At 57.4% G+C, this 20,791-nt stretch carries 17 protein-coding genes; 8 read left to right on the forward strand and 9 right to left on the reverse strand.

Going from position 1 to position 20,791, the window contains the following annotated elements; genetic code table 11:
• Positions 1–178: 178 nt before the first annotated feature.
• The 4 genes from frr to rpsB form a co-directional block, all read right to left on the reverse strand.
• Positions 179–739, reverse strand: a complete 561-nt coding sequence (gene frr / locus TSA66_RS19945) for a ribosome recycling factor (RefSeq protein ID WP_040041260.1) — start codon at positions 737–739, stop codon at positions 179–181.
• Positions 740–763: 24 nt separating this feature from the next.
• Positions 764–1,480: a UMP kinase gene (gene pyrH, locus TSA66_RS19950; protein ID WP_040041261.1), complete on the reverse strand. Its 717-nt coding sequence runs from the start codon at positions 1,478–1,480 to the stop codon at positions 764–766.
• 304 nt (positions 1,481–1,784) lie between these two features.
• Positions 1,785–2,666, reverse strand: coding sequence for a translation elongation factor Ts (gene tsf, locus TSA66_RS19955; RefSeq protein WP_040041262.1), 882 nt, complete (start codon positions 2,664–2,666; stop codon positions 1,785–1,787).
• Between the two features lie 127 nt (positions 2,667–2,793).
• Positions 2,794–3,543, reverse strand: a complete 750-nt coding sequence (gene rpsB, locus TSA66_RS19960; protein ID WP_040041263.1) for a 30S ribosomal protein S2 — start codon at positions 3,541–3,543, stop codon at positions 2,794–2,796.
• A 253-nt stretch (positions 3,544–3,796) separates the two neighbouring features.
• On the opposite strand from rpsB, the gene map reads away from it, so the two are divergent.
• From map to TSA66_RS19975, 3 genes are read left to right on the forward strand one after another with little or no spacing between them, the layout of a single operon-like run.
• Positions 3,797–4,627 (forward strand): type I methionyl aminopeptidase, encoded by an 831-nt coding sequence (gene map, locus TSA66_RS19965; RefSeq protein ID WP_040041264.1) that lies wholly within the window; start codon positions 3,797–3,799, stop codon positions 4,625–4,627.
• Positions 4,628–4,629: 2 nt separating this feature from the next.
• Positions 4,630–7,179 carry a [protein-PII] uridylyltransferase gene (locus TSA66_RS19970; protein ID WP_040041265.1) on the forward strand — a complete coding sequence of 850 codons (2,550 nt, stop codon included), beginning with the start codon at positions 4,630–4,632 and terminating at the stop codon, positions 7,177–7,179.
• A gap of 32 nt (positions 7,180–7,211) precedes the next feature.
• The gene (locus TSA66_RS19975; RefSeq protein ID WP_040041266.1) at positions 7,212–7,958 is read left to right on the forward strand and encodes a pseudouridine synthase; all 747 of its coding nucleotides are present in this window, start codon (positions 7,212–7,214) and stop codon (positions 7,956–7,958) included.
• Between the two features lie 34 nt (positions 7,959–7,992).
• Here TSA66_RS19975 and def read toward each other — a convergent pair whose 3' ends face one another.
• Genes def through TSA66_RS26590 form a run of 4 tightly spaced genes read right to left on the reverse strand, consistent with a single transcriptional unit; the run spans position 7,993 to position 12,550 of the window.
• A complete protein-coding gene (gene def / locus TSA66_RS19980) occupies positions 7,993–8,526 on the reverse strand; it encodes a peptide deformylase (protein ID WP_040041267.1) in 534 nt (177 codons plus the stop codon).
• On the reverse strand, positions 8,523–9,398 hold the full coding sequence (gene galU / locus TSA66_RS19985) for a UTP--glucose-1-phosphate uridylyltransferase GalU (RefSeq protein WP_084200043.1): 876 nt from the start codon (positions 9,396–9,398) through the stop codon (positions 8,523–8,525). The genes def and galU overlap by 4 nt, the downstream gene beginning before the upstream one ends.
• A gap of 5 nt (positions 9,399–9,403) precedes the next feature.
• Positions 9,404–11,467: an NAD-dependent DNA ligase LigA gene (gene ligA, locus TSA66_RS19990; RefSeq protein ID WP_040041269.1), complete on the reverse strand. Its 2,064-nt coding sequence runs from the start codon at positions 11,465–11,467 to the stop codon at positions 9,404–9,406.
• A 3-nt stretch (positions 11,468–11,470) separates the two neighbouring features.
• A complete protein-coding gene (locus tag TSA66_RS26590; protein ID WP_040041270.1) occupies positions 11,471–12,550 on the reverse strand; it encodes a cell division protein ZipA C-terminal FtsZ-binding domain-containing protein in 1,080 nt (359 codons plus the stop codon).
• 413 nt (positions 12,551–12,963) lie between these two features.
• Between TSA66_RS26590 and TSA66_RS27120 the strand changes: the two genes are divergently transcribed.
• Positions 12,964–13,335 carry a hypothetical protein gene (locus tag TSA66_RS27120; RefSeq protein WP_157691735.1) on the forward strand — a complete coding sequence of 124 codons (372 nt, stop codon included), beginning with the start codon at positions 12,964–12,966 and terminating at the stop codon, positions 13,333–13,335.
• Positions 13,336–13,403: 68 nt separating this feature from the next.
• On the opposite strand, the gene smc is transcribed toward TSA66_RS27120, so the two are convergent.
• The gene (gene smc / locus TSA66_RS20005; protein WP_084199765.1) at positions 13,404–16,934 is read right to left on the reverse strand and encodes a chromosome segregation protein SMC; all 3,531 of its coding nucleotides are present in this window, start codon (positions 16,932–16,934) and stop codon (positions 13,404–13,406) included.
• 186 nt (positions 16,935–17,120) lie between these two features.
• On the opposite strand from smc, the gene dapC reads away from it, so the two are divergent.
• From dapC to TSA66_RS20025, 4 genes are all read left to right on the forward strand, one after another.
• Positions 17,121–18,326 (forward strand): succinyldiaminopimelate transaminase, encoded by a 1,206-nt coding sequence (gene dapC, locus TSA66_RS20010; protein WP_040041272.1) that lies wholly within the window; start codon positions 17,121–17,123, stop codon positions 18,324–18,326.
• Positions 18,327–18,349: 23 nt separating this feature from the next.
• Positions 18,350–19,177 carry a 2,3,4,5-tetrahydropyridine-2,6-dicarboxylate N-succinyltransferase gene (dapD, locus tag TSA66_RS20015; protein ID WP_040041273.1) on the forward strand — a complete coding sequence of 276 codons (828 nt, stop codon included), beginning with the start codon at positions 18,350–18,352 and terminating at the stop codon, positions 19,175–19,177.
• A 120-nt stretch (positions 19,178–19,297) separates the two neighbouring features.
• Entirely contained in the window at positions 19,298–20,431 is a 1,134-nt protein-coding gene (locus TSA66_RS20020) for a PilT/PilU family type 4a pilus ATPase (RefSeq protein WP_040041274.1), read from the forward strand.
• Between the two features lie 4 nt (positions 20,432–20,435).
• The gene (locus TSA66_RS20025; protein ID WP_040041275.1) at positions 20,436–20,789 is read left to right on the forward strand and encodes an ArsC family reductase; all 354 of its coding nucleotides are present in this window, start codon (positions 20,436–20,438) and stop codon (positions 20,787–20,789) included.
• Positions 20,790–20,791: the final 2 nt, after the last annotated feature.

Below are 20,791 nucleotides of genomic sequence, written 5' to 3' on the forward strand. Positions count from 1 at the left end.
GGCTGAAGCCAAAATGAAGTTATCGGGTGTATTGCGGTTTCCACCGCTGAAGCATCGCATACCTTATCACGCAATTCGCTTCATCATGCGACCCGCAAGCGACTATAGCAATGCCTGCTGGGCGCAGAACTGGCGTCGCCAAATTGCCGGATCGAATGAATCGATCCGGCGGAGTCTTTCAGACAGTCAGCAATTCTTTCTCTTTTTCGGCGATCAGTTTATCCACTTCCGCCACAAACTTGTCCGTCAATTTTTGCACGTCATCCTGTGCGCGACGCTCATCGTCTTCTGAGCAAGCTTTGTCTTTCAGCAACTTCTTCAATGCCTCGTTGGCATCGCGGCGGATATTGCGGATTGCCACCTTCGAGTCTTCGCCTTCGCCCTTCACCATCTTGACGATTTCCTTGCGGCGCTCTTCGGTAAGCGGTGGAGTCGGAACACGAATCAGGTCGCCCTGAGTGGACGGATTCAGCCCAAGATCGGATTCGCGAATCGCCTTCTCGACTACTGCGACCATCTTCTTTTCCCATGGCTGCACGCCGATGGTACGCGCATCGATCAACGTCACATTTGCTACCTGGTTGATTTGTGTGGGCGTGCCATAGTAATCAACCTGGACATGATCGAGAATGCCCACGTGGGCACGGCCTGTACGAACCTTCGCCAAGTCCGCTTTCAGCGTCTCGATCGACTTGTGCATTTTTTGTTCAGCGTTCTTCTTAATCTCAACGACTGTCATGCTGCTCTCCACAATTCCAATAAGTTATACGTGAACCAGAGTGCCTTCGTCATCGCCCATGATGACATTCTTCAGCGCGCCCGGTTTGACAATGGAAAACACCTTGATCGGCAACTTCTGGTCGCGGCATAGCGCAAACGCAGTCGCGTCCATGACCTGCAAATGCTTGGCGATCGCCTCATCGAAACTGATGGTCGCATAGCGCGTCGCATTGCGGTCCTTGTTCGGATCGGCGCTGTACACGCCATCCACTTTGGTCGCCTTGAGTACGATTTCCGCTCCAATCTCTGACCCGCGCAAGGCAGCTGCGGTATCCGTGGTAAAGAATGGATTGCCGGTACCGGCGGCAAAAATGACGATCTTCCCCTCTTCAAGGTACTGGAGCGCCTTGGGGCGAACATAGGGCTCGACTACTTGCTCAATAGCAATTGCAGACATCACTCGCGACGTGAGGCCAGCTTGGCGCATCGCATCTGCGAGGGCCAATGAATTCATCACGGTTGCCAGCATTCCCATATAGTCGGCCGTTGCCCGATCCATGCCTTGAGCGCCGGGCGCAACGCCGCGAAAAATATTGCCGCCGCCGATTACGATCGCCAGTTCCACTCCCAGCTTTGCCACCTCGGCCACGTCCGCAACCATCCGCTCAATGGTGGATCGATTAATGCCGTATGCGTCATCGCCCATCAACGCCTCACCAGAGAGTTTAAGCAGAACGCGTTTATAAGCTGGTTTTGTCATGGGCTAGACTCCTAATAAAGGGCGATTCCAAAAGGGTAATCAGTTGCTGCCACCCTTCATCTGCCACTAGCCTGCATATGGCTAAAGATTAGATGAAATCCGGCGTTACTGGTGCACTTAAATATTAATAAAACGTAAGACAGTGTCTCTTGGCAATGATTCCCCGACTCCGGCATCCAAGCACTGAATCGTCACCGCCGCGCTTACATCTTCATGCCAATGAACACATCTTCGTTTTTCGTTACAACCTACATCGGCGAAAACGAGTCGCCTAGAAAAACGGGCCTTTCGGCCCGCTTTCTTTTTATGCCTGCTTGGCAGCAGCAACCTGTGCTGCCACTTCCGCGGCAAAGTCATCCTGCTTCTTCTCGATGCCTTCGCCGACGACGAACATCGTGAACGACTTCACTGTCGTATTGGTCGCCTTGAGCATCTGCTCGACCGTCTGCTTGTCGTTCTTTACGAACGGCTGGTTCAGCAGCGACACTTCCTTCAGATATTTCTGCACCGAGCCTTCGACCATCTTGGCAACGATATCAGCTGGCTTGCCGGATTCGGAAGCCTTTTGCGCCGCGATCGAACGCTCTTTCTCGATCAATTCTGCCGGAACTTCGTTTGCCGACAATGCCACTGGTTTCATCGCTGCAATGTGCATTGCGACATCCTTGCCCACTTGCTCATCAGCGCCATCGTATTCGACGAGCACGCCGATGCGAGTGCCATGCAGGTAAGAAACCAGCTTGGAGCCGCTCTCATAACGCTTGAAACGGCGGATCGACATATTTTCACCAATCTTGCCAACCAGTGCGGCGCGCACCTCGTCCAGCGTTTTGCCGTCTACCGGCAATGCGGACAACGCGGCCACGTCGGCCGGATTTTTTTCAGCGGCTAGCTTTGCCGTCGTATTCGCAAGCGCGATGAATTCGTCGTTCTTCGTTACGAAGTCGGTTTCGCAGTTAACTTCAACAATGGCGCCCACGCCACCGGCAATGTAAGCTGCGACCACGCCTTCGGCGGTGATGCGGGAAGCGGCCTTGGATGCCTTGCTACCCAGTTTGACGCGCAGAATCTCTTCAGCACGCGCCATATCGCCCTCAGCTTCAGTCAATGCTTTCTTGCATTCCATCATCGGCGCGTCGGTTTTCGCACGCAGTTCGCCGACCATTGCTGCGGTAATTGCCGCCATGTTTTTCTCCTAAATTCAGTGGGCGTCTCATCGGACGCATTCAATCAAAATACGTTCAAGCCGGCTAAAAAAAAGGGGCGAACAGCCGTTGCCCCTTCTTCAAAGCCCGACATCGGGGCACAGGGCATTAAGCCTGCTCGTTGACCTCAACGAATTCGTCTGCGCCGCCCTTGACTGCTTCCAGTACTTCGGTCGTTGCGTTCGCACGACCTTCCAGAATGGCATCGGCCACGCCGCGTGCATACAGAGTGATTGCCTTGGACGAGTCATCGTTACCAGGGATAACGTAGGTCACGCCTTCCGGGGAGTGATTGGTATCGACCACGCCGATAACCGGGATGCCCAACTTGGCGGCTTCGGTGATTGCGCCCTTATGGTAGCCGACGTCGATCACGAAAATCGCGTCCGGAATACCGCCCATGTCCTTGATGCCGCCGATGGACTTCTGCAGCTTCTCCATCTCGCGCTGGAACATCAGCGCTTCTTTCTTGCTCATCTTCTCGACGGAACCGTCTTCGATGGCAGCTTCCATGTCCTTCAGACGCTTGATCGAGGTCTTGATGGTTTTGAAGTTGGTCAGCATACCACCCAGCCAGCGCTGATCGACATAAGGCATGCCAGCGCGCTGCGCTTCAGCAGCGACGATTTCACGCGCCTGGCGCTTGGTACCAACGAGCAGAATGGTGCCGCGATTGGCAGCCAGTTGACGGATATACTTCATCGCCTCCTGGTACATAGCCAGGGTCTTTTCCAGGTTGACGATATGAATCTTGTTGCGATGACCGAAGATGTACGGGGCCATCTTGGGATTCCAGAAGCGGGTTTGGTGGCCGAAGTGGATACCGGCTTCCAGCATTTCGCGCATAGTAACGGACATAATTTCTCCAGGGTTAGGTCTTGAATCCGCTCAGTCACCCGAGGAATTCCCCGGGCACCCTTTGCAAGCGGATTCGCGATTTCATGATCAAAGTTTCACTTGAATCCATTTCAAGCTAACCCGAGATTCTACCCCAAATTCCGGAAAAGATTCAAGACTGGAACCGGTTTTGCTTCAGCGGACTTGCGGCGCGTCGACTATAATTTTGGATTGACTCATATTTACTGCGCTTTTGGGCGCACTCTGGATTGCCATGGCTTCAATCACCATCAAAAACGAAGACGACATCAAAGGCATGCGGGTTGCAGGGAAACTGGCCGCGGAGGTGCTCGATTTTATCGAGCCATATATCAAGCCTGGCGTAACGACCGGCGAACTTGACCGTCTTTGCCATGAATACATGACCAACGTGCAGGGAACCATCCCGGCTCCGCTGAACTACTGTCCGCCGGGCTACACACCGTATCCAAAAGCGATCTGCACTTCGGTCAACGACGTCGTCTGCCACGGCATCCCTGGCGACAAGGCGCTAAAAAGCGGTGACGTGATCAACATCGACATTACGGTGATCAAGGATGGCTATCACGGCGACACCAGCCGCATGTTCTTCGTCGGCGAGCCGTCCATTCTCGCCCGGCGCCTGGCGGATATCACCTTTGAGTGCATGTGGATTGGCATATCCAAGATCAAGCCAGGCGCACATTTAGGCGACATCGGCTACGCGATCCAGCAGCATGCGGAAAAGGCGGGTTACAGCGTAGTGCGCGAATTTTGCGGCCATGGCATTGGCAAAGTGTTCCATGAGGAGCCGCAAGTGCTGCATTACGGGCGTCCCGGCACGCTGGAAAAACTGCTTCCCGGCATGATTTTTACGGTGGAGCCGATGATCAACGCCGGCCGCCGCGAGATCCGCGAAATGGGCGACGGCTGGACCATCAAGACCAAGGACCGCAGCCTGTCCGCACAATGGGAACATACCGTGCTGGTGACGGAAACCGGCTACGAAGTCTTGACCGTATCCCCCGGCATGCCGTCTCCGCCCGCATTCATCAAACCATCCACCATCCAGACTGCAGCAGCCTGAAGATGGCGTCTCTTGCGCTGACGCTCAAGGAGCAATTAAAGGCCGAGCGCCAAGCGGCCATCGCCGCCTTCCAAGCTGACGGAAAGCCGGAAAGACTCCTCGCCAAGCTGCGCCAGAATGTGGACGCTGCCTTGATCCGGGCTTGGCAGACATTTGCCCTTCCGTCCAGCGCGGCCCTGGTCGCGGTCGGCGGCTATGGTCGCGGCGAACTGTTTCCCGGTTCCGATGTGGATGTGCTGATCCTGCTCGATTCCGCTCCGGACACCTCCCTGCAAGGAAAATTGGAGGAACTGGTCCAGCTGTTCTGGGATATTGGGCTGGAAATCGGACACAGCATCCGAACCATTGAAGAATGCCTGACCGAATCCGCCGCCGATATCACCGTTCAGACGGCACTGCTGGAGGCACGGCTCGTGACCGGCAACCGCAAGCTGTTCCAATTCCTGCGCGACCGGTACAACGCTGCAATCAATCCGCGTGCTTTTTTCGAGGCCAAGACGCTGGAAATGCGCCAGCGGCATGCTAAATACGAAGATACCCCGTACAGCCTGGAACCGAATTGCAAGGAGAGCCCTGGCGGACTGAGGGACTTGCAAGTCATCCTGTGGGTCGCGAAGGCTGCCGGACTGGGCGATTCGTGGCGAAGGCTGGCCGAGCGCGGTCTGATCACATCGACCGAGGCGCGCCAGCTGATGCAAAAGGAACGCGCGTTCAAGGATATCCGCATCCGGCTGCACATCCATGCCGGGCGGCGCGAGGATCGCCTGGTATTCAACGTCCAGACGCCGATTGCGGAAAGTTTCGGATTCAAGACCACCGAAACCAGGCGCGCCAGCGAATACCTGATGCAGCACTATTACTGGGCCGCGAAGGCTGTTACCCAGCTTAATACCATTCTGCTGCAGAACATCGAGGCGCAGTTATTCCCGCAGCACGGCTCACCGCAGCCGATCAACGAACGCTTCAACGAAATCAACGGCCTGATCGACATCGCGCACGACGACACGTTCGAAACGACGCCATCGGCAATGCTGGAAGTGTTCCTGCTCATTGCGCAGCATTCGGAGCTCAAAGGCATGACGGCGCGCACCTTGCGCGCCCTGTGGCACGCCCGCTTCAAGATCGACAGCAAGTTTCGAAAAGATCCCGCCAACCGTGCACTGTTCCTGCAAATTCTGCAGGCGCCGCAGGGAATCACGCATGCGCTGCGTGGCATGAACCAGACCAGCGTGCTCGGGCGGTATCTTCCGAACTTCCGTCGCATCATTGGCCAGATGCAGCACGACCTGTTTCACGTCTATACGGTCGACCAGCATATTTTGATGGTGGTGCGCAACGTGCGCCGCTTCACCATGCCCGAGCACGCGCATGAGTACCCATTTTGCAGTCAGCTGATGGCCAATTTCGCCCAGCCCTGGCTACTCTACATTGCGGCTCTTTTCCACGACATTGCCAAGGGCCGTGGCGGCGACCATTCTCAGCTCGGCATGGTCGATGCGCGTCGTTTTTGCAAGGACCATGACTTGTCGAAGGAAGACACAGATCTCGTGGTCTTCCTGGTCGAACATCACCTGTCGATGTCGCAAGTCGCGCAAAAGCAGGACCTGTCCGATCCGGATGTGATCCGCACTTTCGCCAACCTGGTGAAAGACGAGCGACACCTGACCGCACTGTACCTGCTGACGGTGGCAGATATCCGCGGCACCAGCCCCAAGGTTTGGAACGCATGGAAAGGCAAGCTACTGGAAGACCTATACCGGGTCACGCTGCGGGTATTGGGCGGAGAGGATCCGTCCGACCACGAGCTCAAAAATCGCCAGGAAGCAGCGCTCAAGACCTTGCGGCTGTACGGACTGCCGCCGGATGCACACCAGCGCCTGTGGCAGCAACTGGATGTCGCCTACTTCCTGCGTCACGATGCCACGGACATCGCATGGCAGACGCGCTGCCTCTATCACAAGACCGACAGCGAGCGTGCGGTCGTGAAATGCCGCCTCGCACCGATCGGCGAAGGTGTGCAAGTCGCGGTCTACATCAAGGACCAGCCCGACCTGTTTGCGCGTATCTGCAGTTACTTCGACAAAAAGAATTTCAGCATCCTTGACGCGAAGATCCATACGACCAGGAACGGCTATGCGCTGGACACGTTCCTGGTGACAGAACCGGCCTTCGCGAACAATTATCGCGACATCATCAACCTGATCGAGCATGAATTGACGCAGCTGCTCGAGTCGCAGGCACCGCTACCACCGCCAAGCAAGGGACGTCTGTCTCGCCTATCGCGCACCTTCCCGATCACGCCGACAGTTGACTTGCGCCCGGACGAACGCGGCCAGTATTACCTGCTCTCCGTTTCCGCCAACGACCGCAACGGCCTGCTGTATTCGATCGCCAATGTGCTGGCGAAATACAAAGTGAATCTGCATACCGCGAAGATCATGACGCTGGGCGAGCGCGTGGAAGACGTGTTCCTGGTGGATGGTCCGGTTTTAAACAATGCACGAAGCCAGATCCAGCTCGAAACCGAGCTGCTGGAAGCGCTTCGCGTATAAATACCTGCTCGCCTTATCCATACGATACTCCAATGACTGAACCCGTTCGCTTATCCAAACGCATGTCTGAACTTGGCCTGTGCTCGCGCCGCGAAGCCGATGAATGGATCGCGCGCGGCTGGGTGCGCGTAGACGGCGCCATTGTTTCCGAACTCGGAAGCAAGGTCCTTCCGCACCAGCGCATCAGCGTGGAACGTCAGGCCAGCGCCCAGCAAGCACGCCGGGTAACAGTCCTGCTTAACAAACCAATGGGCTATGTCAGCGGCCAGGCTGAAGACGGCTACAAGCCGGCGGTCACCCTGGTCAATGCAGAAAGCCGGTGGAAGGAAGACAAGGCCTCGCAGCAGTTCCACCCCAGCCAGTTGCGCAGCCTGGTTCCGGCAGGCAGGCTCGATATCGATTCGGTTGGATTGCTGGTGCTGACCCAGGACGGCCGCATCGCAAAGCAGCTGATCGGCGAAGACACCGCGATCGAGAAGGAATACCTGGTGCGTGTGCAGTACACGAAGCCGGGACGACTGCCGGAAGCCGACCTCAAGCTGCTGAATCACGGCCTTTCACTCGACGGCAAGAAGCTGTTGCCCGCCAAAGTACGCTGGCAAAATGACGATCAATTGAGCTTTATTCTGCGTGAAGGAAAAAAGCGCCAGATCCGCCGCATGTGCGAAGCAGTGGGGCTGAAAGTGCTCGGATTAAAACGCGTACGTATCGGCCGAGTCACGCTCGGCAATCTGCCGCCTGGTCAATGGCGCTACCTGGGAAGCGACGAAAAATTCTGAGCACTCCTGGCGACTGTGGCGGGATTAAGCCCGGTCAGTCATCGCTTGCGTCAAGCCCCGGAAACAACACGTCGGTAAAGCCAAAGCGCGAAAAATCCTTGATTTTCATCGGGTAAAGAATCCCGGCAAGATGGTCGCACTCGTGCTGGACAACGCGTGCATGAAACCCGTCCACGTCGCGCCTGATCGGATGGCCGTACCGATCGACGCCCTTGTAATGCAGCTTGGTCCAGCGCGGCACCATCCCGCGCAAGCCGGGAACGGAAAGACAACCTTCCCATCCATCCTCGATCTCATCCGACAGCGGAGTTAGCACTGGATTGATCAAGACCGTTTCCGGCACAGGAGGCGCATCCGGATAGCGCTGGTTTTGCCCTAAGCCGAAAATGACAAGCTGCAGGTTCACGCCGATCTGGGGCGCGGCAAGCCCGGCACCAGAGGCGGCGTGCATGGTATCGAACATATCCTCGATCAAGGCGTCCAGTTCCGGCGTTCCAAATTGCGTGACTGGTTCGGCCTGCAGCAACAGGCGCGCATCGCCCATCTTGAGGATTTCCCTGATACTCATTTGAACTGCTGAAGAAAATTAGAGAATGCCGCGCCCATTTCGGGATGCTTTAATCCCATCGCCACCGTCGCCTGCAGGTAGCCAAGCTTGGAGCCGCAGTCGTAGCGGTGTCCGACATATCGATACGCCAGCACCGGATCGGTTTTCATCAAGGCGGCAATGCCGTCGGTAAGCTGGATCTCGCCACCCGCGCCCTTTCCGAGGCCGTCGAGACACGCGAAAATCCGGTTGTCGAGGACATACCGTCCGACCACCGCCAGCGTCGACGGCGCAACTTCCGGCGCCGGTTTTTCGACAATGCTGTTGACCTTCTCCAGCCCGCTCTTGTAGGGCGTGACGCTGACGATGCCATACTGTCTCGTCTCGGCGCGCGGCACCTCGTGGACGGCCAGCAGACTCGCGCCCTCGCGGCTATACAGGTCGGTCATCTGGGCCAGCACCGGCGCCTGTCCCGCGTCGACGTCCATGAAATCATCGGCCAGCAGCACGGCGAACGGCTCATCCCCAATCACCGGGCGTGCGCACAGAACCGCATGCCCCAAGCCGAGCGGGGCAGACTGTCGAATATAGATGCAGTTGACGTTTTTCGGGACTGCATTGCGCACCACTTCGAGCAGCGCTGTCTTGCCGGCGGCTTCCAGTTCCGCCTCCAGCTCGTAAGCAGTATCGAAATGGTCCTCGATTGCACGCTTGTTGCGGCCGGTGATAAACACCAGATCCGTAATGCCTGCCGCGACCGCTTCTTCCACTGCATACTGGATCAATGGCTTGTCTACGATGGGGAGCATTTCCTTTGGTTGTGCCTTAGTGGCGGGCAAAAACCGGCTTCCCAGGCCGGCAACCGGAAAAACTGCCTTTCTGATTTTTTTCATCATTATTATTCCAGTAAATGAAGCAAGCCTGCTTCGTCGATAATCGTGACGCCCAGCTCCTGCGCCTTGGCCAGCTTGCTGCCCGCCTCCTCGCCTGCCACCACGTAGCTGGTCTTCTTTGAGACCGAACCTGCCACCTTTCCGCCAGCAGCCTCGATTTTCCCGGCCGCTTCATCCCGGGTCAGCGTCGGCAAGGTACCGGTCAGAACGAATGTTTTGCCCTGTAGTGGCTTGGGTAAATCAGCCGGGCGCTCGTGTTCCGCCCAATGGATGCCGGCGGCGCGCAGCTGCTCGATCAATTCCCGATTCATCGCTTCGGACAGGAACGTGGTGATCGAACGCGCCACTACCGGGCCAATGTCGGCGACTTCGAGCAACTGCTCTTCCGACGCATTCAACAGGGCATCCAGGTTACCGAAGTGATTCGCCAACTCCTTCGCCGTAGCCTCGCCGACATGACGAATGCCCAATGCGTAAATGAAGCGTGCCAGCGTGGTCGATTTGGATTTTTCCAACGCATTGAGCACGTTTTGTGCCGACTTGTCGGCCATGCGATCAAGTTCGACCAGCGCGCTCAGGCCGAGCCTGTACAGATCGGCAGCAGTGGTGACGACATGCTTGTCGACCAATTGATCGATCAGTTGCTCGCCGAATCCTTCGATATCCATCGCACGCCGCGACACGAAGTGCAGCAATCCACCTTTGCGCTGCGCGGCACATTTGATCCAACCGCCGGAACAGCGCGCAATGGCTTCCTCTTCCAGCCGGACAATGGGCGAGCCGCAGACCGGACATTGCGCCGGCATCCTGAATTCGCGCGCGTCGGCCGCGCGCAGTTCGGGGACATAGGCAACCACCTCGGGAATGACGTCACCGGCGCGGCGAACGATTGCGGTATCGCCAATCCGGATATCCTTGCGGCGGACTTCATCCTCGTTGTGCAGGGTGGCATTGGTCACAGTCACGCCACCGACAAATACCGGAGCGAGCCGCGCCACCGGCGTAATCGCCCCGGTACGTCCGACTTGAACGCCAATATCCTGCACTACCGTCATCGCTTCTTCAGCCGGGAATTTATGCGCGATTGCAAATCGCGGGGCGCGCGAAACGTAACCTAGTTTCAGCTGATGCTCCAGCCGATTCACCTTGTACACCACGCCGTCGATGTCATACGGCAGGTGCTGGCGCTTTGCGGCGATGCCATGGAAAAAATCGAGCAGCCCTTGCGCGCCCTTCACCACGGCACGCTCCCGACAGACAGGCAGCCCCAGGCTGGCGTACCAGTCGAGCAACGCGGCATGCGAAGGCGGCATCTGTGCGCCTTCCAGCAATCCGATACCGTAAGCGAAAAATCGCAGCGTGCGCTGCGCGGTAATACGCGCGTCAAGCTGGCGCAGGCTGCCCGCTGCGGCATTGCGCGGATTGACAAATTCTTTCAGGCCTGCAGCGCGCTGGCGTTCGTTGAGATTGGCGAAGTCGGCCTTGTACATCAGCACTTCGCCGCGCACATTAAGTATCGCCGGCGGATGATCGGTATGCAGGCGTAGCGGAATGGCGCGCACGGTACGGATGTTGGGCGTGACATTCTCTCCGGTGGCGCCGTCGCCCCGGGTTGCGGCTTGGGCCAGGACGCCATTCTCGTAGCGCAGGTTGATTGCCAGTCCGTCGAATTTCAGCTCGGCGGAATACTCCACTTCATCCGCAAGTTCAAGCCCCTCCCGAACGCGGCGGTCAAATGCGGTGGCGTCGTCTTCGCTAAACGCATTGTTCAGGGACAGCATCGGCACCGAATGGCGCACCTGCTCGAACTGGGGCAGCGGTTTGCCACCAACCCGCTGGGTTGGCGAATCGGAGGTAATCAGGTCGGGATGCGCCTGCTCCAGAGCCACCAGTTCGCGGAACATCTTGTCGTATTCCGCGTCCGGGATGGACGGCTTGTCGAGAACGTAATAGGCGTGGCTATGCCGATCCAACTCGGCCTTGAGCCATGCGGCGCGCTCCTGCCAATGGCTTTCTTCCGGACTTGCAGGGGAGGCATCCGGAGGCATTTTAAATAAATCCGGTTGCATCGTTTAACTGAACAAGCGCAGGGCCCTGGTCGAACCGGCCGGGATAGTTGCTGCATCCATCTGCCTGTAGAACGCACTGACCTGCTCGCCGATTTCGGCCAGTGTTGCTTCCGACAGCGCCTGGTTGCCGTCATCGACAACGGTGCCGTCAAGCCGAGCCGCAAGCATGCGAGCGCATGCGATCATCGCGCCGAAGCCGTCACGCGCCGGCGCGACGCGCGGCACATCGAGCAGCAAGGTCAGACGCGACGTGATTTCCTCGGCCAGCGTGACATTGGTGGATAGTGAAAACAGGATTCCGCCCTCCCCGTCTGGCATCACCAACCGGCCGTCAGGGCGAAGATCAAAACCTTGGCGCTCCAGCGCGCCCAACAACGTATTGATCGCCCATGCCGCACCGTTGGAATGGACATTGACGCTCAGTTGCGCATCATATTCAGTGACGAACTGATGCAGCGAGCGTGCCTTTTCCATCACCTCCGCCATGTCCGGCACATCGGGGTCGGCGTCCAATTCATCGGCGATCTGACGCAGACGCATGATCAGTTCCGAGTATTCGATTTCATTCAAGGCGCTGCTGCGATTCGCCAGCTGCACGCCGGCGCGCAATCCAGAATAAGCGCCACCGTGCGCAATCGGCTCCCAGTCGCCGTCGTCGCGCAGACCGATGAAATGAACTGGCTTGCTACCGACATGACGCAGCGCCTGCAGCTTCGGCAAAAGCTTTTCGCCGCGCACGGGCACGTCAAGCGATATCGGAATCACACAATCGATTAAGTCGTCCACCGGCAATTCGCGCTGAAAAACCCGCTTTGCTTGCGGTTCGGCACTCTCGGTCGGGGCCACCGGCTCGTCGTCCACTACGATGTCGGGTACGTCGACTTCGGCCTCCAGCGTCGGCTCATGCCGGCCAATCCCCGGCTCCGAAAGCGCGTCGGAATTCATCAACACATCGTCATGGTCTGAAGAAAAGGCTCGCTGCACGCTTTTCTTCGCCTTGTATTCCTGCCACTTGTTATAAGTAATCACGGCGGCCACGATAGTGCCGCCAATTGCCATCAGGCTTACCTGGAGGTCGGTCATGCCGCTTGCACCTTAGCGTAATGAATTGAAGCGCGCGTCGCGCAGGTTGAGGGAGAGCACGTGCATTGCAGCGCAGCTGATACAAAAATCATTTACATCAATCCAATAAATTCTGCCAGGTATTCGTTTTCGACGAATGCCATCCCGCAAAAGGCGAGAGTTCGAGTAACGGCGAGCATAAAGTTAGCAAGTTGAACAGTCTTGGTCAATGGACAACAAATATTTCGATGCGTATTCCAAAAAAGAAAGTAATTCCGACGGACTTGATCATGTCGGAATCAGGGAAATCGGGCCGTTGACCGTTATCAATACAACCACAATCATGCCGCTAATAAAATAACAACAAATCCAGAGGCGCCGCTGGAGTGCAGAAAACGAAACGTCTGTGAAACATTCTTTCGTATGGAGACCGCATGAATTTCGATTATGGAGCAGGCGCAACACTGAATCGCGACGCTACCCGGCGCGACAACCCCACAGAAACCAACGCAAACCGATCGAAAAGAAATCGCGATACAGCACCCATGAATAACTTATCCAGCACAAACATTCATACTAGCAAACCCAATTTGGACATTTCCAATACGAAAGAATTCAAATTGCAGGAACTTGCCATGCTGTCACTTTCGCCGATCCTGCGTACGATTCATCATTGGTGGCTGCAACGCGCGGAACAGCATTACCTGATTTGTGCCGACGTCGAACAGCAACGTGCGCGCGAAGCGCAAATGAACGTTGCGTATTATCAAAAGCGTGCCGCACTTGCCCGCTCTGCCCGTCTCTGAACATCGTTTCACTTAAAGAAAGGCGTCCCTGATTGTGGCGCCTTCCCTTATCCTCATTCAACCTCTCGTCACGCAACCTGAGCTTCGGTTGCAAAATTCGCTGCCGCTTCCATATCCACCGCGACAATGCGCGAAACGCCCTGCTCCTGCATCGTCACTCCAATCAACTGTTGTGCCATTTCCATAGCAATCTTGTTGTGTGAAATGAACAGGAATTGAGTTTGCGACGACATGCGCTTGACCATGTTGCAGAAACGTTCAGTGTTTGCATCGTCGAGCGGAGCGTCCACCTCGTCCAGCAGGCAAAATGGTGCGGGATTAAGCTGAAACATCGAGAACACCAGCGCCGTCGCAGTCAATGCTTTTTCTCCGCCTGACAGCAGGTGAATCGTTGCGTTTTTCTTTCCGGGCGGCTGTGCCATTACCTGCACCCCCGAATCAAGAATTTCTTCGCCAGTCATGATCAGCTTTGCATTGCCGCCGCCAAACAGTACCGGGAACAATTCGCCAAAATGTTTGTTGACCTTGTCAAAGGTATCCTGCAGCAATTCGCGTGTTTCCTTGTCGATTCTGTTGATCGCATCTTCCAACGTGCAGATCGCCTCGGTCAGATCGGCATGCTGCGCATCGAGGAAATTTTTGCGTTCGCGGGCCTGCGCCAATTCTTCCAGCGCGGCGAGATTGACGGCGCCTAAGGCCGCAATGGCGTTGGTCAGGCGCGTCACCTCGCCCTGCAGATAAGACGGTTTCATATCGCTATTCAACTTCTCCGCAAGAGCCGCTTCGTCCGCCTGCACCTCGAGGAGTTGCTGCGCATATTGTTCCTGATTCAGGCGCGCTGCTTGTTCCTTCAGCTGCAACTCCATGATCCGGTCGCGCTGCGGCTGCAAGCTGCGTTCGGCTTGCATGCGCGCTTCTTCCGTGTGGCGCAGCTTTTGGGTTAACTGGTCGAGTTCATGGCGGGCGTCCGCCAATGCACGCTCCTGTTCGGAGCGCTTTTCCAGGAGGGTCTGCAGACCGGCCTGCGCTGCCTGATCATCCAGACTTTCCAGTTCCAGATGTCCCTGCTGCATGCTTGCAAACAATTGTGTCGATTGCTCGGACGCGGTGGCAATACTGCGCTTCAATTCCTCGATCTTGTTGCGATGGGATTTTTCGGCGAATTCGGCTTCTTGGGCGCCACGTTCCAGTTCGCGCAGGCGCTGACGCGCGTCATTGAGCTGCTGCTCCTTCGTCAGATAGTCGGTCTGGCCATTTTCATGCCTTTCCTGCAACTCTGCCAGCTCGATGTCGAGCTGTTCGAACTTAGCCTCGGATTCCGCCTTGACTTGTTGCTGCTCCGCCTCCTGCGCAGCAATCTCCGCAAGATCTGTCTCAATCTGTGTGCTGCGCTGGTTGAAGCGCTCCTGCACTTCGGAGAGTTTCATCACTTCCAGCTGCAAGCTGTGCGCGGTCTGCGTCAAGCCGGTAACACGCTGGCGCAGCTCCTGCAGGCGCTGCATTGCCTGCGACAATGCCGCTTCCGTGCGCATGGCGCGGGACTTTGCTTCGTCAGCCAGCATCTGCTGCGCGCGCAATTGCTTAGTAATATTTTCGATTTCCTGTTGGCGCGCCAGCATGCCATCCTGCTCCGAGTCCGAAGCGTAGAAGCGCACACTTGATTTCTCGATCAAATGCCCTTGGCGCGTGACGAAACAACCGCCCGGCGGCAGCTTGGCGCGATCAACAAATGCCGAGTTGACGTCGTCGGCGACGAACACGTTGTGCAACCAGTCTTGCAGCAGCACACGCAGGCCGGGTTCATTCAGGTGCAACAGATTCAGGAACGGCTTCAACCCGGATGGCCCATCGGCGTAAACCGCGCCACCCATAGCGTTTGGCGTAAACAGCGCAAGCTTGGCCGGCGGCGTATCGTTGAAGAATGCCTTGGCCCAGTCGAGATTGGACACCTCCAGTGCAGATGTGCGTTCCCGCAGAACGGATTCCAGTGCAGTTTCCCAGCCCTGGTCGATATGCAGCTTCTGCCACAGGCGGGGCAGCTCGCTGAGTTCATGCTTCTTGAGCCAGGGCTGCACCTTGCCCTGGGTTTGCACATTTTCCTGCAGCTGCTTCAATGCAGTCAGGCGCGCATCAAGCTGCGCATTATTTGCAGTTTCAGTATTCAGCTGGGCCTGAGCGGCGCGACGCTCCTCTTCCAGCTTCGGCTGCATCTCCTGCGCGGCCTCCAGCTGTTCACGCGCCTCTTCCAATGCAGCCTGCTTTTCTTCGAGCTGCATTTTCAGGTTGGTTAAATGCGCGGTATCCGGCATCGCCATGCCATTCTTTTCCTGCGACAGGCGCTCGCGGCGCGATGCCAGATTAGCGAGGATGCCGGATGCATTGCGCTGGTGCGCAGATTCCAACTCGATCTGTTGCTGGACCTGCATGATCTTGCCGCGCGACTCGGTTGCCTTCAGCTGCGCCTCGCGCCATGCCTGTTCGAGTGCCGGCAGGTTGTCGTTCTGATTCTGGGCGGCCTGCTGCGCCTGCTCGACGCGCATGGCATGCTCTTCGAGGCGCATCTCGGCGTCGGCCAGCTCGTCCTGAAATTGCTGCCCCTGGCGCTGCCACTGGTCGCGTTGCGCCGTAAGCGAATTGAGCTGGGCCTGCAGCCGGTTGCGCGACTCGATCACGAACTTGATCTGCGCCTCGAGGCTGCCAATCTCGGAATTGGTCTGGTACAGGTGACCTTGCGCCTGGTGCATGCGGTCACCGGCTGCATAGTGCGCCTGACGCATGTGCTCGAGTTCAGTTTCGACATGGCGCAGCTTCGCAGTTTGCTCTTCCAGATCGAGTTGCGCCTTTTCGATATCGCGGAAAAATTTCTCCTGCTCGGCCTTCGCTTCGTTCTTGCGCAATAGCCACAACAGCTTTTGTTTTTCGTCTTGGTCGGCCTGCAGTTCGTGGAATTTCTGTGCGACCGCCGCCTGCACTTCCAGCTTTTCGAAATTGGTATTCAGTTCGCGCAGGATGTCTTCGACCCGGGTCAGGTTTTCGCGCGTATCGTGCAGCCGGTTTTCAGTTTCGCGGCGACGCTCCTTGTACTTGGACACGCCGGCAGCTTCTTCCAGGAAAATCCGCAGGTCTTCCGGGCGCGCTTCGATGATGCGCGAAATCATGCCTTGACCGATGATCGCATAAGCGCGCGGCCCCAGGCCGGTGCCGAGAAAGATGTCCTGGATATCCCGGCGGCGAACCGCCTGGTTGTTGATGTAGTAACTTGATGTGCCGTCGCGCGTCAGTACGCGCTTGACCGCGATTTCCGCATACTGGCTCCATTGGCCGGCGGCGCGGCCGTCGCTATTGTCGAACACCAGCTCGACCGAGGCGCGCCCGGCCGGCTTGCGGGCGGTGGAACCATTGAAGATCACGTCCTGCATCGATTCGCCGCGCAACTCGGACGCCTTCGACTCCCCCAACACCCAGCGCACCGCGTCCATGATGTTGGATTTGCCGCAGCCATTCGGCCCCACCACACCCACCAGCTGGCCCGGGACCTGGAAATTAGTAGGATCCACAAAAGACTTGAATCCCGATAATTTGATGGAATTTAGACGCACGTTATCGACTGTTCTACACTAAAGTAAGCATGCAACGGCCTTCGCCGCGCGAAAGGGCCTTATCATAACATTTCAAGTCTACGGTTCATTACTTTCAGCTCAGTAATCACGGGCAGATGGCATGAACGGTATAATGCCGCCTTTAGCGTTTTTGCATTCCGATCCACTCCCTCCGCGTCCGTCCAAGTGAATCCGCTCCTCGACAAGCTTCAACCCTATCCTTTCGAAAAGCTGCGGCTTTTGTTTTCCGGTATCACGCCAAATTCCGCCTATTCCCCGATCAGTCTCGGCATCGGCGAACCCAAGCATCCGACGCCGCCATTTATTCAAAAAGCGATAGCGGACAATTTGGGCGGACTAGCCAACTATCCGGCAACGGCCGGCTCCGATGCGTTGCGCGCCGCGGTTGCCGGCTGGCTGGAGCGGCGCTACGGTTTACCTCCATTTAACCCCGCGACGCAAATCCTGCCCGTTAACGGTTCCCGCGAAGCCTTGTTTGCGCTGGCACAAGCTGTAATTGATCCGAGCCGGGGTGACGCACTCGTGATGTGCCCGAATCCGTTCTATCAGATCTATGAAGGCGCCGCCTACCTGGCCGGCGCCCAGCCATATTTCGTCAATTCCGATCCGGGCCTCAACTTTGCACCGGACTATAAGAGCGTGCCTGCCGACGTGTGGCCACGCGTGCAGTTGCTTTATCTTTGCTCCCCAGGCAATCCGACCGGCGCCGTGCTGACGCTCGAAAACTGGAAGGAATTGTTTGAATTGTCCGATCGCTACGGCTTTGTGATCGCCGCCGACGAATGCTATTCCGAGATTTACTTCAAGGAAGACGCTCCGCTGGGCGGACTGGAAGCGGCACACAAGTTGGGCAGAACCGGCTATCCGCGCCTGATCGCTTTCTCCAGCCTGTCCAAGCGCTCCAACGTGCCGGGCATGCGCTCCGGCTTCGTCGCTGGCGACGCGGAAGTCATGAAGAAATTCCTGCTGTACCGCACCTATCATGGTGGCGCGATGAGCCCGCCGATCCAGGCCGCGTCCGTGGCAGCGTGGAACGACGAGCAGCACGTCGAGGAAAACCGCGCCAAATACATCGCCAAATTCAAACAGATCACGCCGATGCTGCAGGAAGCGCTTGACGTGCAGCTGCCCGACGCCGGTTTTTACCTGTGGGCGAAGGTCGACAAGCGCGTTGCCATTTCAGACACGGAATTCGCGAAGCGCCTCTATGCCGAATATAATGTGACCGTATTGCCGGGAAGCTATCTTGCGCGCGAAGCGCATGGCATCAACCCCGGCCAGAACCGTATCCGCATGGCATTGGTGGCTGAAGTGGAAGAATGCCTGGAAGCCGCCGGCCGCATCGTCGAATTCGCCAAGAAATTATCGTAATCCACCAACTTCAGAGCATTCAGATGACTCAACAACTCCAACAAATTATTGACCAGGCATGGGAAGACCGTGCCAATTTTTCGCCCAAGTCCGCCCCGGCAGAAGTGCGTGATGCGGTAGCACACGTGCTGGCCCAGCTCGATGCCGGCACGCTGCGCGTGGCGCAAAAAGATGGCGGCAACTGGACCGTCAACCAATGGGTCAAGAAGGCCGTGCTGCTGTCGTTCCGCCTGGAAGACAACGCGCCGATGCCGGCCGGCGGCAGCATGCAGTTCTACGACAAGGTGCCGACCAAGTTCGCCAGCTACACTGCCGAAGACTTCGCCAAGGGCGGCTTTCGCGTGGTGCCGCCGGCAGTGGCCCGGCGCGGCAGCTTCATCGCCAAGAACGTGGTGCTGATGCCGTCCTACGTGAACATCGGCGCCTACGTCGACGAAGGCACAATGGTCGACACCTGGGCCACCGTCGGCTCCTGCGCGCAGATCGGCAAGAACGTGCACCTGTCCGGCGGCGTCGGTATCGGCGGCGTGCTGGAACCGATGCAGGCCAATCCGACCATCATCGAAGACAACTGCTTCATCGGTGCCCGTTCCGAAATCGTGGAAGGCGTGATCGTCGAAGAGAACTCGGTGATCTCGATGGGCGTATATATCGGCCAGTCGACAAAAATCTACGATCGCGCCACCGGCGAAGTCAGCTATGGCCGTATTCCGGCCGGCTCGGTCGTCGTGTCGGGCAGCCTGCCTTCCGCCGACGGCAAGTACAGTCTGTACTGTGCGGTAATCGTCAAGCGCGTCGATGCCAAGACGCGCGCCAAGACCGGCATCAACGAACTGCTGCGCGAAGCGTAAGCTGTTCGCGTTATGGGCCCTGCCCCACTTCACGCCCCCGCGGGGCGTGAAGCGATGAGTCAAGAAACCCCACCGTCGCCCCGCCTTCCTGAGAAGGACGCTTTTACGTAGGAGAGCATCATGGCAATGGACCGTCTGTTCCAGCTGATGAAGGATAAAAAGGCATCGGATCTGTTCATGGCCGTGAACTCGCCGGTCCACATCAAGATCAACGGCCATCTGCTCCCCGTCAACCAGCAGAAGATGGACAACGCAACCATCAAAAACCTGCTGTCTGAAGTCGCTTCCGAATCACAGCTGCAGATACTGGAAACGCACAACGAGCTCAACATGGGCATCCCGGTTCCGGGGGTTGGCAGCTTCCGCTTGTCGGCATTCCGCCAGCGCGGTTCCGTATCTGCCGTATTTCGCTACATTCCCGGTGATATTCCGCGCCTGGCCGACCTCAACCTGCCGCCAGTACTGGCCGAGGTCATCATGGAAAAGCGCGGCCTGGTTCTGGTCGTGGGCGCGACGGGTTCCGGCAAATCGACCACGATCGCGGCCATGCTCGACCATCGCAATGCGAGCAAGACCGGTCACATCCTGACGCTGGAAGATCCGATCGAATTCCTGTTCACCAACAAAAAATCGATCGTGAACCAGCGCGAAATCGGGACCGATGCGGAAAGCCTGCAGATCGCGCTGAAAAATGCGCTGCGTCAGGCGCCGGACTGCATCCTGATTGGCGAGATCCGCGACAAGGAAACCATGAGTGCCGCGCTGGCCTATGCGCAGTCCGGCCACCTCGTCGTCGCCACGCTGCATGCGAACAACAGCTACCAGGCGCTCAATCGCATCATCAATTTCTATCCGATCGAAACCCGTACCTCGCTCCTGCCCGATCTCGCCGCGACCATCAAGGCGGTGATTTCGCAGCGCCTGGTGCAAACGAAGGATGGCGCCCGACGCGCAGCGATTGAAGTGCTGCTGAATACGCGCCATGTGGCCGAACTGATCGAGCAAGGCGATATCTCTCAGATCAAGGAAGCGATCGAGAAGAGCATGGCGCCCGGATCGCAGACTTTCGAACAGGCGCTGATGCAACTGATCCAGGACGATGTCGTCACGCAGGAAGAAGCCCTCGCCAACGCCGACTCGGCGAGCAACCTGTACTGGCTGATCAACAATGCGCAGGGCAAACAGGCGCAACCGGAACCCGAAGAAAAGAAAGACGAAGGCCCGACCTTCACCGAATTCACCCTGAACGTCTGACAGCATGACCGCACTCCTCTACGGCATCCCGAACTGCGACACCGTCAAAAAGGCAAGAACCTGGCTCGACCGCAACGGCATTGCCTACACCTTCCACGACTTCAAGAAGGCCGGGCTCAGCCGCGCGCAGATCGATACATGGCTGTCGGACGTTTCATGGGAAGTGCTGGTCAACCGCAAGGGAACGACGTGGCGCGCATTGAGCGACGAACGCAAGGCGGCGGTGGCCGATGCCGATAGCGCCGCCGACCTGATGCTGGAATCGCCGTCGGTGATCAAGCGCCCCGTGCTCGTGCTTGGAGGCAGCACGCATGTCGGATTTTCCGACGATGCCTACCAACAGATTTTCAACAAATAAGC

The organism is Noviherbaspirillum autotrophicum (genome assembly GCF_000818395.1).
Taxonomy (GTDB): Bacteria; Pseudomonadota; Gammaproteobacteria; order Burkholderiales; family Burkholderiaceae_D; genus Noviherbaspirillum; species Noviherbaspirillum autotrophicum.